Raw genomic sequence first — 14,837 nt, 5'->3', positions numbered from 1 at the left:
GCTGAACCGATTCCCCATTCCCGATTCCCCATTCCCGGCCAAATGAGAGCCTCTCTCATTTGGCCGGCTTGAGGTAGAATTGCCGGGTACTCTTCCCACGACACTTACCGGTATGTCTTCCGCTTTCGGCGCCGAAACGGTGCTTGAGGTCCGTCACTGGACCGATGCCTACTTCAGCTTCACCACCACCCGCGACGCCGGTTTCCGCTTCGAGAACGGGCAGTTCGTGATGATCGGTCTGGAGACCGAGACGCGGCCGCTGCTGCGTGCGTACTCGATCGCCAGCGCCAACTGGGAAGAACACCTGGAGTTCTTCAGCATCAAGGTGCCGGACGGCCCGCTGACCTCGCGGCTGCAGCACATCCAGCCGGGCGACAAGGTACTGGTCGGCAAGAAACCCACCGGCACGCTGCTGATCAGCGACCTGCACCCGGGCCGCAACCTGTACCTGCTGGGCACCGGTACCGGTCTGGCGCCGTGGCTGTCGGTGATCAAGGACCCGGAGACCTACGAGCGTTTCGACAAGGTGATCCTGACCCAGGGCGTGCGCTTCGTGCAGGATCTGGCCTATCGCGACTACTTCGAGCGCGAGCTGCCGCAGCACGAATTCCTCGGCGACATCCTGCGCGAGAAGTTGCTGTACTACCCGGCGGTGACGCGTGAGGCGTTCGCCAACCAGGGCCGCCTGACCGAGCTGATGGCCGATGGCCGCATGCAGCAGACGCTCGGGCTGCCGCCGCTGGATCCGGCCAACGACCGCTTCATGATCTGCGGCAGCCCGCAGATGCTGGCCGACCTGCGCAGCTTGCTGGATGCGCGTGGCTTCCAGACCTCGCCACGCATCGGCACGCCGGGGCATTACGTGTTCGAGCGCGCCTTCGTCGAGAAGTGATGCGACGCGCGTGAGGCGTCAGCGCGATGCGGCGTTTACGCAGACCGCGACGCCGGCATGCACTGTCGTAGGAGCGCACCCGGGCACGATGAAGCGTTCCCGGAAATGCCTCGTCGCGCCCAGGTGCGCTCCTACGATTCAACTAACGCGCGCTCGATGTCCGCAGCCAGCGCGTCCGGTTTGGTGGTCGGGGCGTAACGCTCCAGCACCGTGCCATCGCGGCCGATCAGGAACTTGGTGAAATTCCACTTGATCGCCTCCGATCCCAGCACGCCGCGCTGTTCGCGCTTGAGCCATTGCCACAGCGGATGCGCGCCGCTGCCATTGACTTCGACCTTCTCGGCCAGCGGAAAATCCACCGCGTAATCGAGCGAGCAGAACTGGCGGATCTGCGCGGCATCGCCCGGCTCCTGATGACCGAACTGGTCGCAGGGAAACCCGATCACCACCAGACCACGCTCGCGATAGCGCTGCCACAGCGCCTGCAGGCCTGCGTATTGCGGGGTAAAGCCGCATTTGGAAGCGACATTGACCACCAGCACCACTTTGCCGGCGTAATCGCGCATCGAGCGGGGCCGGCCTTCCAGGTCGGTGAATGCGAACGTGGAGATATCGCTCATGGCTGCCCTGAAGTATGCGAGGTGGGCAGCGTAACCCAGCAGCCGGCAGCGTCGCATCGCGGTCGCCGAGCGCGTCAGCCGGGAGAGGCGGTTTTCAACGGATGCGTCGCCGCAGCCAGCTGACCCTTCCTGCTGGTCCCGGCCGTTGCCACGGCGCGCTACCGGCCAGCATCCGTCAGGCGGACCGATCGAGACATCGCTGCCCGCCGAGCAGCCGGAATGCAGCCGGGTGGGACACGCCGCACCGTAGACAGGCAGCGCCCGCCCGGCGGCGGCATGCGCATGGTGTCATCGGTCGTGTGCCCACAAGACCAGCGCCGCTCGTGCCCGCCTGATGGCATCGTAATGACCGTGCAGCCATGCCTTTTGTCACACGCCTGTCCGGCCCGGCTGGGGTAGCCTCGGCGGTTCGCACTTTGGAGCCATCCTCTTGACCACCCGTCTCGCCTTTGCCCTGGCCGCCTCCCTGGGACTTGCCATGCCGTCCTACAGCATCGCCGCACCCGCCACCACGCAGGCCGCCACCCAAGCCAACCCCTTCTTTGCCGACAGCACGCTGCCGCTGCACTACCCGCAGTTCGACAAGATCAAGGACAGCGATTTCGCACCCGCCTTCGACGCCGGCATGACCGAGCAGTTGAAGGAAGTGGAAAAGATCGCCAACCAGAAGGCCAAGCCGAGCTTCGACAACACCCTGCTCGCGCTGGAAAAAAGCGGCGCCACGCTGGATCGCGCCACCACGGTGTTCTTCAACCTGGTCGGTGCCGACACCAACGACGCGCGCAAGAAACTGCAGGCCGACTATTCGGCGAAGTTCGCCGCGCACCGCGATGCGATCTCGCTCAATGGCAAGCTGTTCGCGCGTATCCAGACCTTGTACGACCAGCGCAGCAAGCTGGGCCTGGACGCCCAGGGCGTGCGCCTGGTCGAGAAGTACTACAGCGATTTCGTACGCGACGGCGCCAAGCTCTCCGATGCCGACAAGACCACGCTCAAGGCGATGAATGCCGAGCTGGCCAACCTGGGCACCACCTTCAGCCAGAACGTGCTGGCGGAAGTGAATGCCGCCGCCGTTGTCGTCGATGACGTCAAGCAGCTCGATGGCCTGTCCGAAGAGCAGATTGCCGCTGCCGCCGAAGCCGCCAAGGCGCGCAAGCTCGACGGCAAGTATGTGATCGCGCTGCTCAACACCACCGGCCAGCCGCCGCTGACGCAGCTGAAGAATCGCGAACTACGCAAGAAGATCTACGACGCCTCGGTGTCGCGTGGCAGCCACGGTGGCCAGTACGACAACACCGCACTGGTGGCGCGCATCATGAAGCTGCGTGCCGACAAGGCCAAGCTGCTCGGCTTCCCGACCTACGCTGCCTATTCGCTGGAAAACCAGACCGCCAAGACACCGGAGGCGGTCAACGCGATGCTGGGCAAGCTGGCGCCGGCGGCGGTGGCCAATGCCAAGCGCGAGGCGGCCGATCTGCAGGCGATGATCGACAAGGAACAGAAGGCCGCGCGCAAGCCGACCTTCAAGCTCGAAGCATGGGATTGGGCCTACTACAGCGAGAAGGTGCGTCAGGCCAAGTACAACTTCGACGAATCCCAGCTCAAGCCGTACTTCGAGCTGAAGAACGTGCTGGAAAACGGCGTGTTCTATGCGGCCAATCAGGAATACGGCCTGACCTTCAAGCAGCGCACCGACCTGCCGACCTACCGCGACGACATCACCGTCTATGACGTGTTCGACGCCGACGGCAAGCAGCTGGCGATCTTCATCGCCGACATGTATGCACGCGAATCCAAGCGCGGCGGTGCCTGGATGAACTCCTACGTGTCGCAGTCGGCGCTGACCGGTTTCAAGCCGGTGGTCGCCAATCACCTCAACATCCCCAAGCCGCCGGCCGGCCAGCCGACGCTGCTGACCTGGGACGAGGTGACCACCATGTTCCATGAGTTCGGCCATGCGCTGCACGGCATGTTCTCGGACGTCAAATACCCGTATTTCTCCGGCACCAGCGTGCCGCGCGACTTCGTCGAGTTCCCCTCGCAGGTCAACGAGATGTGGGCCGACGAGCCGTCGATCCTGAAGAACTACGCCAAGCATTACCAGAACGGCACGCCGATGCCGCAGGCGCTGCTGGACAAGGTGATTGCCGCCTCCAAGTTCAACCAGGGCTTTGCCACCACCGAGTATCTGGGTGCGGCCATGCTCGATCAGAACTGGCACCAGATCAGCGCCAGCCAGGTGCCCGACGCAGCAGGCGTGATGGCATTCGAAGCCAAGGCCCTGCAGCAGGACGGCATCGCCTACGCGCCGGTGCCGCCGCGCTACAAGACCCCGTATTTCAGCCACATCATGGGCGGTTACGCGGCCGGCTATTACGCCTACATCTGGTCGGAAGTGCTCGACGCCAACACCCAGCAGTGGTTCAAGCAGCACGGCGGGCTGAGCCGCGCCAACGGCGATCGCTTCCGTCAGACCCTGCTCTCGCGCGGCGGCAGCGTCGATGCGATGGAACTGTTCCAGAACTTTGCCGGCCATGCGCCGCAGATCGAGCCCCTGCTCGAGAAGCGCGGCCTGAGTGCGCAAGGTGGCGATGGCGCCACGCCGGAAGCGCCGCAGTCCAAGCCGTAATCGCACTGCGTTGAAACCAAGACGCCGCCCGGAGCGATCCGGGCGGCGTTTTTGATGGTCGCGATGAAGCGGGCTGCGCGAGCCGCAGACGCCGTGCTCAGAGCTCGACCGAATCCACGCCGTCGAGCAATTTCCTCAACAGCTTTTCCAGCCGCACCTGCTCGGCATCGCTGATGCTGGAGGTCTCCGCATTGAGCAGCGTGCAGGCGTCGGGAAGCAGGCTGTTGATCAACGCCAGGCCTGCCGGCTGCAGGGTCAGCATGATCTTGCGCCGATCGTCCGGGCTGCTGCCACGCGCGATCAAGCCCTTCTCGCACAACTGGTCGGTGAGCCGGGTGATGTTGGCCGGCTTTTCGCTGGCGGCCTCGGCCACCTCGGTAGGCGTGATCGCCTGCTCCGGCGTGCCGTAGAGCATCATCAGAATCTCGTATTCCGGCGGGCTGATGCCGTATGGCTTCAACCGCGCGCACCCCTGCGTATGCAGTCGCTTGTAGAGGTGCTTGATCAGCCGCACCAGAACGGCCGGTTCACGCGGAAACGCCGGATAGCGCACACAGGTGTGGTCCACGCGACTTGCGGTTGGATCGAAACTACTCATATCACCCGTTTGATTACATTACTGAATGGCCAAGCCATTCAATCACATCATCTGCGGGGTGACACCTCAGCGTGCGAAGAGATGTACATATTCCGGCGCGACCGACGCCAACAATGTTGAGGCAGCGACCTCGGCCGTTTGCGTGCCATCCGAATACGGCCCCACCTGATACGGCGGAAACACGAACCGAAGCGCGGTGATCTGACCGGCCGGATTGAGCACCGGCACGAACTGGGCAAAGTTGTCGACCTGCGCGGCAGTGCCTTCGGCAATCATGCGATCGGCCGAGGCCACCTGCTCGGCCTGTTCTGCGACCGGCACGCGATCGGCTTCCACGCGCTGGGTGGCGGCGTTGTGCAATTGCACGGCCACCTCGCGCCCGATCTTTTCCCAGCCTGCCGGGTCCGGAATCAAGGCCTGCGCGGTCAATTGCCGGCGCTCCTTGACCAGCCAGACGAAGCGCGCCACCAACGGCTCGCCATGCGCACCACCGGTATAGCGGCTGCCGTCAGCGGACACGACGATCAGGTCCGGGGTCTGCAATACGGTCTCGAACGCCAGCGACAACTCGTAGGGTGCGGCCGGCTTGTCGTTGCCGAGCCCGGACACCGCCTCCATGAGTTCGGCGCGTGCTGCCTGCGCATAACTGCGGATCAGTCCGCTCAGCTCGGGAAACGCGTCCAGCCCACGCGGATAGCTGATACCCACCATATAGGCGGGTGCTTGCTCGATCACATCCTCCAGCGGGCCGCTTTGCACCAGCACGGGCTCGGCCGGCGGTGCCGCGGCAGCGGCTGCGTCAGCTGCCGGCTGTGCCGATTCGGCCGTTGTCGGCTCGCGCTGCGTACATCCTGCCAACACGGCCAGCATCAGCAAGCCCCGGACTGCGTTCACTCCTGACAACCGCCCCATTCCCACCTGCTCCCCATCGATACATCTGCAAAGACACGCTGCCGGCGATCAGGCCAGCAGATCCTGAAACTGTTGGTGCCGCCGGATGTACGCCTCGGCATAACTGCAGGCAGGCACGACCTTGTAGCCCTGCTGGCGCGCATGGGCCAAGGCAGCCTCGACCAGCACTGCGGCAATGCCGCGTCCACTGATCGCGTCGGGCACATGCGTATGCGTGATGGTCATGCGCTCGCCTTCCAGACGGTATGCCAGCTCGGCACGTTGTCCATCGGTGTCTACGCTGAAGAGCTGCTGCGTGGAATCGTGGTCTGCCTGCACTGTCGCTGCCTCCATGGTGGTCTGCACGAGGCAGTGACGATGGTCAGCAGTGTGACCAGCGCGGCGCCGCGCCTGCGTGAAAATGAATCGATGCTGTGACCGCCCGCGCAGCCTGCCGAACCGGCACTTAAGTTCGCTCGCGCCGCGCCGATAGCTGAGCCGAAGGCGCCCGTTGCACCCGGGCCGGTGCGACCCGCCGACGCCTTCGCCTTACCTACGAGGAGTCACCGCATGCACAACGATTCGGCAGGACACAGCGCAGACAGCGATAGCTCGCTGCTGGAAGGCCTGTTCCAGTTCGCCATCAAAGGCGACACCCACAACCCCGACTTCGCGCAGCTCAACGACACGGTGTACCAACGCCTGCAGCAGGCCTACGGGTCGGTGCCCACCGGCAGCGTCGCTGGCGACCAGAAACGCGACGCGGCCTGAGCCGGCATCGCATCACTGCCCAGGACCACGCGCGCACTCGCGAGGGTCCTGGTCCGGTCGCCCAAGGCGACCCGCTCATCCCGACACCGTCGACCTAACCGCGCGTGTCACCGGCGGCCAGCGGTCGGTTTGCCAACCGATCAGCCGAAACGCGGATTGGACAGCTGCTCCAGGAATACCTGCAGCACGCGCGGCTCCATGATCAGCATGAACATCACGCCGAACGCGGCACCGGCCAGGTGCGCGCTGTGGTTGATGCGATCGCCGCCGCGGCGGTCCATCCACAGGCTGTAGCCGACATAGAACACCGCGTAGATGATCGCCGGCGCCGGAATGAACAGCACCAGGATGATGGTCCATGGCTGCAGCAGGATGAAGGCGAACAACACCGCCGACACTGCGCCGGAGGCGCCCAGGCTGAGATAGTTCGGGTTCTTCTGGTTCTTCAGATAGCTGGGCAGGATCGAGACCACCAGCGCCGCCAGATAGAACAGCGGATAGGTCAGCACGCTGCCGGTCAGCTGGGTCATCACGTTTTCGATCACCCGGCCGAAGAAGAACAGCGTGATCATGTTGAAGACCAGGTGGCCCAGGTCGGCATGGATGAAGCCGTAGGTGACCAGGCGGTCGTACTGCTTGTGCTTGTCCAGCGCCGGCGGCCACAGGACCAGGCGGTCGGCCAGCTTGCGGTTGTTGAACGCCATCCACGAGACGATGCCGGTGATGGCGATCAGGATCAGGGTAATCATGCGGACCTCAGGCAGAACGGTAATTGTCGACCATGCGATACCCGCGCGCGTACAGGCCGAAGGCCAGTGCCGCCAGGAACGCGAAGGCCGCGAAGAAGAACATCAGAAATGCCGCTTCGCTGAGCCCAGTATCGGCGATGTGGGAGGTCACCGTGGCGTTGCGCACCGCCACGTTCGACAGCAGCACCCATAGATTGCCCACCGTGGTGGTCAGATACCAGAAGCTCATCACCACGCCCTTCATCGACGGTGGTGCCTGGCTGTAGGCGAACTCGATCCCGGTGGCCGACACCAGCACCTCGCCGAAGGTCAGCAGCGCATAGGGCAGGATCTGCCAGGCGATATGCATCGGCTCGCCGCCGTCCATGCTGATCTGGATGGCGCCGACCGCGATCCAGGCCAGGCCGCCGAAGGCGATGCCGCAGGTCATGCGGCGCAGCGCGGTCGGCTCCCAGCCGCCGCGCCGCAGCAGCGGATACAACACCAGATTGTTGAACGGGATCAGCAGCATCACCAGCAGCGGATTGAGCGCCTGCATCTGCGAGGCAGTGAACCAGGCCGGCATCGTCATCTCGCGCCCCTGCAGGACCCAGGTCGAGGCCTTCTGGTCGAACAGCGAAAAGAACGGCGTCACCAGCGCAAAGATCACCAGCACCCGCAGCAGCGCGCGCACGCCTTCGACCGCGGTATCGGGATGGATGCCGCGCGCACGCTCCAGCTGCCACCAGGTGCCGCCGCCGATGCCGGCCAGCAACAGCACCAACGCCATGCACAGGCAGATGACGATGCCGAGCTGGTCGACCAGCGCGAAGCACGCCAGCGCCAGCAGCACCGAGACCACTGCCAGCATCAGGCCCGGGCGGCCCTGCCCCGGCGCCTGTGTCAGCAATGCGGTGCGCACCACCGCACCGAAGCCGTGCGGGTCCTTCGGCGGCAACGGCACCCGCACATAGCGCCTGCGGCCCAGCCAGAACACCAGCGTGGCCACGAACATCAGGATGCCGGGAATGCCGAATGCCCACGCCGGGCCCAGATTCTTCAGCGCCAGCGGGATCAACAACGAGGCGAACAACGAGCCGAAGTTGATGATCCAGTAGAAGCCGTCGAACACCACCTTGGCCAGGTGCTTGTTGGACTGGTCGAACTGGTCGCCCATGAACGAGGCCACCAGCGGCTTGATGCCGCCCGCACCCAGCGCAATCAGGCCCAGCCCGAGGAAGAATCCGTTGCGGCTGCCTTCGAACAGCGCCAGGCAGGCATGCCCGGCGCAATACACCAGGCTGAACCATAGGATGGTGTTGTATTTGCCGAAGAAGCGATCGGCCAGCCAACCGCCGAGCAGCGGGAAGAAAAACACCCCGATCATGAAGCTGTGCAGGATGTGCTTGGCCTCGGCCTCGCGGCCGGGTCCGCTGACCTCCTGCAACAGCAGCGAGGTGATCAGGAACTGCACCAGGATGTTGCGCATCCCGTAGAAGCTGAAACGCTCGCAGGCTTCGTTGCCGATGATGAAGGGTATCTGGCGCGGCAGCCGCGCACCGGCAGTGGGGCCTGGCAAGGTGGAAGTGGTCAAGGGCAGTCCGGTCGAGCAGAAAACACGCGCTATCGTACCGGCGGCCGCCGGTTGGCCGCCATCGCGACTATGGGATAAGGCCTTGGATGCACCGCTGCATGCATCGACGCCGCCGCGCTCGTTGCCGCCGTTGCGGTGCACCTGACACGTCGTCCGGCCCAGGCATGCCGAAAAAAAACCTGTCGGTACGCCGCAACCATGCCGATCACACGCAAGTCATGACGCAGTGCAGATTGGCCTGCTGCGCCGGCTCGGCTACATTGCAAACGTTTTCCTGGAACACTGGACCGCTGGATGCCCCGCTTCACCCGCCTGGCCCTGAGCCTGTTGCTGCTGACCACCGCCCCTGCCGCACTGGCCGCCGAACCGCTGACCACCCAGGCCGAGCGCAGCGGGTTTGCGCAAACCGGACGCTACGATGAAGTCATCGCGCTCTGCGATGCCTTTGCGCAGCGCTACCCACAGGCGGTGCGCTGCATCGAGTTCGGTACCACCCCGGAAGGCCGGCCGATGAAGGCGCTGATCGTCTCCACCAGCGGCGCACTGGATGCCGATAGCGCTGCGCAGCGCAAGTTGCCGGTGGTGCTGGTGCAAGGCGGCATCCATGCCGGCGAGATCGATGGCAAGGACGCAGGCTTTCTGGCCCTGCGCGAATTGCTGGACGGCAAAACTGGCAAAGGTGTGCTCGACAAACTGGTCTGGGTGTTCGTGCCGGTGTTCAACGTCGACGGCCACGAGCGCTTCGGCGCCTGGAACCGGCCCAATCAACGTGGCCCCGAGCAGATGGGCTGGCGCACCACCGCGCAGAACCTCAATCTCAATCGCGACTACCTCAAGGCCGACGCGCCGGAAATGCAGGCGATGCTGCGGCTGGTGCAGCAGTGGGATCCGCTGATGTACGTGGACCTGCACGTCACCGATGGTGCCAAGTTCGAGCACGACGTATCGGTGCAGGTGGAGCCCGTGCACGCCGGCGATGCCACGCTGCAACGCGACGGCACGCGCTGGCGCGATGCGGTGATTGCCGACCTGTCCAGACAGGGCTCGCTGCCGCTGCCGTATTACCCCTCGTTCGTGCACGAGGACGACCCGACCTCGGGCTTTGCCGACGACGTGTCGCCACCGCGGTTTTCGCATGGCTATTTCCTGCTGCGCAACCGCTTCGGCATGCTGGTGGAAACGCACTCGTGGAAGACCTACCCGGTGCGCGTACGCGTCACCCGCAACGCCATCGTGTCGGTGCTGCAGCAGGCCGCGCGCAACGGCGCCCGCTGGCGCGCCGATGCGCTGGCGGCCGATCAGCGCGCCACCAGGCTGGCCGGCGAGATGGAGCCGTTGAGCTTCGCTGCCGGCCCGGCCGCACGCACCGTTGCCTTCCGTGGTTACGCCTACACGCGGACGCCCTCGCCGATTTCCGGCGCGTTGATGACGCGCTACGACGAGACCAGGCCACAACTCTGGAAGGTGCCGTTACGCGATCAGATCAAGCCGGACGTGGTGGTCGATGCGCCACGCGGCGGCTACCTGGTGCCTGCCGCGCAAGCGGCGCTGGTGGCGGAGAAACTGCGCCTGCACGGCATCGCCTTCGACACCATCGCCACCACCGCCGCCCATCCGGTGCAGAGCTTCCGTGCCGACAAGGCAACGTTTGCCGCGCGTTCCAACGAAGGCCACCAGAACCTGGAGATCACCGGGCAATGGCGCGATGAAACCCGCACCGTGCCGGCCGGCTCCTTGTTCGTGCCGATCGCCCAGGCCAGGTCGCGCCTGGTGATGGCGATGCTGGAACCGCAGGCGCCGGATTCGCTGCTGCAGTGGGGCCTGTTCAACACCGCATTCGAGCGCAAGGAATACATGGAGGACTACGTCGCCGAAGAGGTCGCGCGCGACATGCTCGAGCGCGACCCGGCAGTGAAGGCGCAATTCGAACAGCGTCTGGCCGGCGATGCGGCCTTCGCGGCCGACCCGAAGGCACGCCTGGAATTCTTCGCGCGCCTGCACTCCTCCTGGGACGAGCGCTACCGCCTGTATCCGGTGCTACGCACGGCACAGACGCAGTTCTGAGCCGGCGCCCGCTTCCGGCAAACACCTGATTCGGCGCGCACGCGCGCCTTTCGAACCCGGGCACCGCGGTGCCCTCCCTGATTGCAACCGCACCACAAGGACCACCCGTGCCACATCTCGATATGAAACCGTTTACACCCTCCAGTCCACGCCGTCTTGCGTTGGCCATCGCCCTTGGCGTCAGCACCGCGTTTGCCGCCCCGCTCGGCGCACAGACCGCCGCCGCAGCGCAGCCGTGGATGGACACCGCGCTGACCGCGGACCAGCGCGCCGACCGTCTGCTCGCGCAGATGAGCGAGGACGAAAAATTCCAGATGCTGCGCAGCTACTTCGGCCTGGGCACCGACAAGATTCCCAAGCCCGAGGGCGCGCTGGGCTCGGCCGGCTATGTCCCCGGCGTCCCACGGCTGGGCATCCCGGCGCAGCAACTGGCCGATGCCGGCGTGGGCGTGACCAATCCCGGCGGCATCCGCAAGGGCGACTTCGCCACCGCGATGCCGTCCGGCCCCTCGACCGCGTCGAGCTGGAATCCACAGCTGGCCTATGCCGGCGGCAAGACCATGGGCCGTGAATCCTGGCAGCAGGGCTTCAATGTGCTGCTGGCCGGCAGCGTCAACCTGCAGCGCGACCCGCGCAACGGACGCAATTTCGAATATGCCGGCGAAGACCCGCTGCTGGCCGGCACCATGGTCGGCGAGTCGATCCGCGGCGTGCAGAGCGAGCACGTGCTGTCGACGATGAAGCACTACGCGCTCAACGACATGGAGACGCGCCGCAATTTCCACAGCGCCGAGATCGGCGAGCAGGCGATGCACGAATCGGACCTGCTGGCGTTCGAGATCGCGTTGAAGATCGGCGACCCGGCCTCGGTGATGTGCTCCTACAACAAGATCAACGGCATCTACGGCTGCGAGCACGATTACCTGCTCAACCAGGTGCTCAAGCAGGAATGGAAATACCCAGGCTACGTGATGTCCGACTGGGGCGGCGTGCACAGCGGCTCCAAGGCGGCCCTGGCCGGACTCGATCAGCAATCGGCTGGCGAAGTGTTCGACGCGGCGGTGTTCTTCGACGCGCCGTTGCGCATGGCGGTGTCGGCCGGCGTGGTGCCGCGCGCGCGCTTTGACGACATGGTCAAGCGCGTGCTGCGCAGCCTGTTCGCGCATGGCGCGTTCGATCATCCCACCCAGCGCCAGCCGATCGACGGCAAGGCCGGGCAGCTGTCCGCGCAGCATGTTGCCGAGGAAGGCAGCGTGCTGCTGCGTAACGAGCAGGCCACCTTGCCGCTATCCAGGGACGTGCGCCGCATCGCGGTGATCGGTGGGTATGCCGACAAGGGCGTGATGTCCGGCGGCGGTTCCTCGCGTGTGGACTACACCATCAACGGTGGCAACGCCGTACCCGGCCTCAACCCGACCACCTGGCCCGGCCCGGTGATCATCCATCCGTCCTCGCCGCTGCAGGCACTGCGCGCCGCTTTGCCGAACGTGCAGATCGATTATGTCGACGGCAAGGACCGCGCTGCCGCGGCACGCGCGGCCAAGGCCGCCGATGTGGCGATCGTGTTCGCCACCCAATGGTCGGCCGAATCGGTGGACCTGCCGGACATGCAATTGCCCGACAACCAGGATGCCTTGATCGAGGCGGTGGCCAAGGCCAACCCCAAGACCACCGTGGTGCTGGAAACCAACGGCCCGGTGCGCATGCCCTGGGCCGAGCGCGTGCCGGCGGTATTGCAGGCGTGGTATCCCGGCATCGGCGGCGGCGAGGCGATCGCCAACCTGCTGACCGGCGCGGTGAACCCTTCCGGCCATCTGCCGGTGACCTGGCCGGTGGACGAATCGCAGCTGCCGCGTCCCTCGATCCCGGGCCTGGGCTTCAAGCCGGCCAAGCCGGGCGAAGACAGCATCGACTACGCCATCGAAGGCGCCAACGTCGGCTACAAGTGGTTTGCGGCGCGCAAGCTGACCCCGCGCTATCCATTCGGCCATGGCCTGTCGTACACGCAGTTCCGCATGGGCGGGCTGCGCGTGGAAGCCAACGGCAGCCAGCTCACGGCGAACTTCGAGGTGGAAAACATCGGCCAGCGCGAAGGCGCCGCCGTGCCGCAGCTCTACGTCACCCTGCCCGACGGCCACGCCACCCCGCTGCGCCTGATCGGCTGGCAGAAGCTCACGCTCAAGCCGGGCGAAAAGCGCACCGTGCAGGTGATCGCCGAACCCAAGACGCTGGCCGACTTCGATGCCAAGGCGCGTCACTGGACGATTGCCGCCGGCACCTATCGCGTGCAGCTGGCACGTTCGGCAAGCGAACCGGTGCAGAGTGCAGAGGTCAGCTTGCAGGCGGCGCAGCTGCCGTAATCCGGTGTGGTGGCGGGCATGCAGTGCGCATGTCCGCCACGCCGTCTTCTCCTTTCGCCAGCAGACATCGGCCACCACGAAAAATTTGTGCCGGATGCGTTGACAGCGTCGCGCGCAACTTGCACAATTCGCCTCCTGAGTCGCCCAGGTGGCGGAATTGGTAGACGCACTAGCTTCAGGTGCTAGCGGGGGCAACTTCGTGGAGGTTCGAGTCCTCTCCTGGGCACCACGACTCACGGTAGATCGTAAAAAACCCCGCTCAGGCGGGGTTTTTTGCGTCTGGGCGATGCGATTACACGATGGTGTGCGGCATCGGTGATGTCTGCAGATCGGCAGCGTCGCAAGGGTGCGGCGCTAATGACTTTCGACACGCGACCAGCTGTTGCCGCTGTAGCGACCATGCGCAACGCCTCCACGACGGCAGCACGCCCCATGCGCATCCTCCTCTGGCTTGCCCTGCTGCCGGCCGTTGCCAGTCTGCATGCACCGGCACAGCAGACCGACAAACGGGATGCCACGCGCCATCGCGCGCAGGTGTCTTCGCAGCAATGCGGTCTCGGCACGTCGTTCAACGTGCTCGCCGACAGCGGCGGCATCTGGCTTTACCGCAAAAGCGATTGGCCACGCGAAATTTTCTTCCACGGCGGCGAACTGAGCATCGACCACAAGCTGCAGCAGACCAGCACAGCCGATGCACGGCGCCTTGGAGAGATGGAACAGCGCACCCGCGCACTGATGCCGCAGGTTGCCGGCATTGCACATCAGGTGATCGACCTCAGTTACGACGCACTCGGCGGTGTCATCGAGGTCATGACAGGCAGTGCGCTCAACGCCCGCAAGATCGAACGGCTGCGTAAACGCGCACGCGTGTATGTCGACGGCACCCTGGGCAAGGGGCGTTGGGAGCAGAAGGCCTTCGACGGCAACTTCGCAAATTACGTCGAACACGAAGCCGAACAATTCAAGGGCAGCATCGCGCGCCACATGCTCTGGCAGATCGTCATCGGGTGTTCGGACGGAATCGACAAACGCGCACAACAGATGGAGGGCCAACTGGATGCAAGGCTGGATGCCCAGGCGTCCACCATCGAGGCCAACGCCAACGCGCTGTGCACCCAGGTGCAGGCACTGCGTCAGTTAGAGGACGCGCTCGAGTTCCGCTACCAGGGCAAGCGGCTGCAACTGCTCGCACCCCTGCAGGACGACACGCCGCGCCATGACACCGAACAGGCCGAACCGAAGCCCGACAACGGCGACGCACCACCGAACCGCGCAGTCGGGCTGCAACCAGCAACAAACAGCTGAAGCCTCACGCCCTCGGTCGAATCATTGTTTCCCGGGCGGGCGGGCATGTCCTTGATGCCCTGCCGGATGGCGCTCGAACGGGCGAGATCTCCTCTTGCCTCATACGCCTCGGCAAGGCTGTCCAGCGCATTGCGGGACGCCGGAAACAGCAACACATTGAGCGCGAACACACGAATCGCCGCATCTGCGTCGGTCAAGGCTGCAGCGCCCTCACCGCTCCAAACGGTTTGCTGGTTGCTTTGCAAAGCGCTACGCACACCGACCATCTCGACTGGCTCTTGCCCGCCCACCGTCGCGGGACCTTACGCGGCATGGATGCCGCGTAAGCGCCTACAAGAACGTACTTGCGGCGTGTCCTGCGAGGGTGGGCGGGCAAGGGCCCTGC

At 65.0% G+C, this 14,837-nt stretch carries 12 protein-coding genes and 1 tRNA gene; 7 read left to right on the top strand and 6 right to left on the bottom strand.

From position 1 onward, the window contains the following. Window positions 1-112 precede the first annotated feature (112 nt). Window positions 113-892 (top strand): ferredoxin--NADP reductase, encoded by a 780-nt coding sequence (locus tag AC06DU_RS07225; protein ID WP_024938919.1) that lies wholly within the window; start codon window positions 113-115, stop codon window positions 890-892. A gap of 131 nt (window positions 893-1,023) precedes the next feature. On the opposite strand, the gene AC06DU_RS07220 is transcribed toward AC06DU_RS07225, so the two are convergent. Beyond that, window positions 1,024-1,512: a glutathione peroxidase gene (locus AC06DU_RS07220; protein WP_024938918.1), complete on the bottom strand. Its 489-nt coding sequence runs from the start codon at window positions 1,510-1,512 to the stop codon at window positions 1,024-1,026. 430 nt (window positions 1,513-1,942) lie between these two features. Here AC06DU_RS07220 and AC06DU_RS07215 point away from each other — a divergent pair, with 430 nt between their 5' ends. Next, window positions 1,943-4,141: a M3 family metallopeptidase gene (locus AC06DU_RS07215; protein ID WP_024938917.1), complete on the top strand. Its 2,199-nt coding sequence runs from the start codon at window positions 1,943-1,945 to the stop codon at window positions 4,139-4,141. A gap of 97 nt (window positions 4,142-4,238) precedes the next feature. Here the strand turns inward: AC06DU_RS07215 and AC06DU_RS07210 are convergent, their stop codons facing one another. The 3 genes from AC06DU_RS07210 to AC06DU_RS07200 form a co-directional block, all read right to left on the bottom strand. Further along, a complete protein-coding gene (locus AC06DU_RS07210) occupies window positions 4,239-4,739 on the bottom strand; it encodes a MarR family winged helix-turn-helix transcriptional regulator (protein WP_024938916.1) in 501 nt (166 codons plus the stop codon). 66 nt (window positions 4,740-4,805) lie between these two features. Continuing rightward, window positions 4,806-5,651, bottom strand: a complete 846-nt coding sequence (locus AC06DU_RS07205) for a DUF3298 and DUF4163 domain-containing protein (protein WP_478203907.1) — start codon at window positions 5,649-5,651, stop codon at window positions 4,806-4,808. Window positions 5,652-5,699: 48 nt separating this feature from the next. Next, window positions 5,700-5,984 (bottom strand): GNAT family N-acetyltransferase, encoded by a 285-nt coding sequence (locus AC06DU_RS07200; protein ID WP_478203906.1) that lies wholly within the window; start codon window positions 5,982-5,984, stop codon window positions 5,700-5,702. 216 nt (window positions 5,985-6,200) lie between these two features. Here AC06DU_RS07200 and AC06DU_RS07195 point away from each other — a divergent pair, with 216 nt between their 5' ends. Further along, window positions 6,201-6,401, top strand: a complete 201-nt coding sequence (locus AC06DU_RS07195) for a hypothetical protein (RefSeq protein ID WP_104538085.1) — start codon at window positions 6,201-6,203, stop codon at window positions 6,399-6,401. Window positions 6,402-6,541: 140 nt separating this feature from the next. On the opposite strand, the gene AC06DU_RS07190 is transcribed toward AC06DU_RS07195, so the two are convergent. Next, window positions 6,542-7,150: a rhomboid family intramembrane serine protease gene (locus AC06DU_RS07190; protein WP_016902690.1), complete on the bottom strand. Its 609-nt coding sequence runs from the start codon at window positions 7,148-7,150 to the stop codon at window positions 6,542-6,544. A 7-nt stretch (window positions 7,151-7,157) separates the two neighbouring features. Continuing rightward, window positions 7,158-8,723, bottom strand: a complete 1,566-nt coding sequence (locus AC06DU_RS07185; protein ID WP_065050423.1) for a POT-type proton-dependent oligopeptide transporter — start codon at window positions 8,721-8,723, stop codon at window positions 7,158-7,160. Window positions 8,724-9,017: 294 nt separating this feature from the next. Here AC06DU_RS07185 and AC06DU_RS07180 point away from each other — a divergent pair, with 294 nt between their 5' ends. The 4 genes from AC06DU_RS07180 to AC06DU_RS07165 all read left to right on the top strand — a co-directional run bounded on the left by AC06DU_RS07180 (window position 9,018) and on the right by AC06DU_RS07165 (window position 14,452). Continuing rightward, window positions 9,018-10,787, top strand: coding sequence for a M14 family metallopeptidase (locus AC06DU_RS07180; RefSeq protein WP_478203904.1), 1,770 nt, complete (start codon window positions 9,018-9,020; stop codon window positions 10,785-10,787). 122 nt (window positions 10,788-10,909) lie between these two features. Next, window positions 10,910-13,147: a beta-glucosidase gene (locus tag AC06DU_RS07175; RefSeq protein WP_478203902.1), complete on the top strand. Its 2,238-nt coding sequence runs from the start codon at window positions 10,910-10,912 to the stop codon at window positions 13,145-13,147. Between the two features lie 142 nt (window positions 13,148-13,289). Next, window positions 13,290-13,376 (top strand) — tRNA-Leu (locus AC06DU_RS07170). Window positions 13,377-13,546: 170 nt separating this feature from the next. After that, window positions 13,547-14,452 (top strand): DUF2884 family protein, encoded by a 906-nt coding sequence (locus AC06DU_RS07165; RefSeq protein WP_478203901.1) that lies wholly within the window; start codon window positions 13,547-13,549, stop codon window positions 14,450-14,452. Window positions 14,453-14,837: the final 385 nt, after the last annotated feature.

The organism is Xanthomonas sp. NCPPB 3200 (genome assembly GCF_056393585.1).
This window is presented reverse-complemented; position numbering and strand designations above follow the sequence as displayed.

Excerpts from the sequence above, each read along its gene's own strand:
- AC06DU_RS07195 (WP_104538085.1), top strand. The coding sequence starts at position 6,201 with ATGCACAACGATTCGGCAGGACACAGCGCAGACAGCGATAGCTCGCTG.
- AC06DU_RS07220 (WP_024938918.1), bottom strand. The coding sequence starts at position 1,512 with ATGAGCGATATCTCCACGTTCGCATTCACCGACCTGGAAGGCCGGCCC.
- AC06DU_RS07205 (WP_478203907.1), bottom strand. The coding sequence starts at position 5,651 with ATGGGGCGGTTGTCAGGAGTGAACGCAGTCCGGGGCTTGCTGATGCTG.
- AC06DU_RS07225 (WP_024938919.1), top strand. The coding sequence starts at position 113 with ATGTCTTCCGCTTTCGGCGCCGAAACGGTGCTTGAGGTCCGTCACTGG.
- AC06DU_RS07175 (WP_478203902.1), top strand. The coding sequence starts at position 10,910 with ATGAAACCGTTTACACCCTCCAGTCCACGCCGTCTTGCGTTGGCCATC.
- AC06DU_RS07210 (WP_024938916.1), bottom strand. The coding sequence starts at position 4,739 with ATGAGTAGTTTCGATCCAACCGCAAGTCGCGTGGACCACACCTGTGTG.
- AC06DU_RS07190 (WP_016902690.1), bottom strand. The coding sequence starts at position 7,150 with ATGATTACCCTGATCCTGATCGCCATCACCGGCATCGTCTCGTGGATG.
- AC06DU_RS07200 (WP_478203906.1), bottom strand. The coding sequence starts at position 5,984 with ATGGAGGCAGCGACAGTGCAGGCAGACCACGATTCCACGCAGCAGCTC.
- AC06DU_RS07165 (WP_478203901.1), top strand. The coding sequence starts at position 13,547 with ATGCGCAACGCCTCCACGACGGCAGCACGCCCCATGCGCATCCTCCTC.
- AC06DU_RS07180 (WP_478203904.1), top strand. The coding sequence starts at position 9,018 with ATGCCCCGCTTCACCCGCCTGGCCCTGAGCCTGTTGCTGCTGACCACC.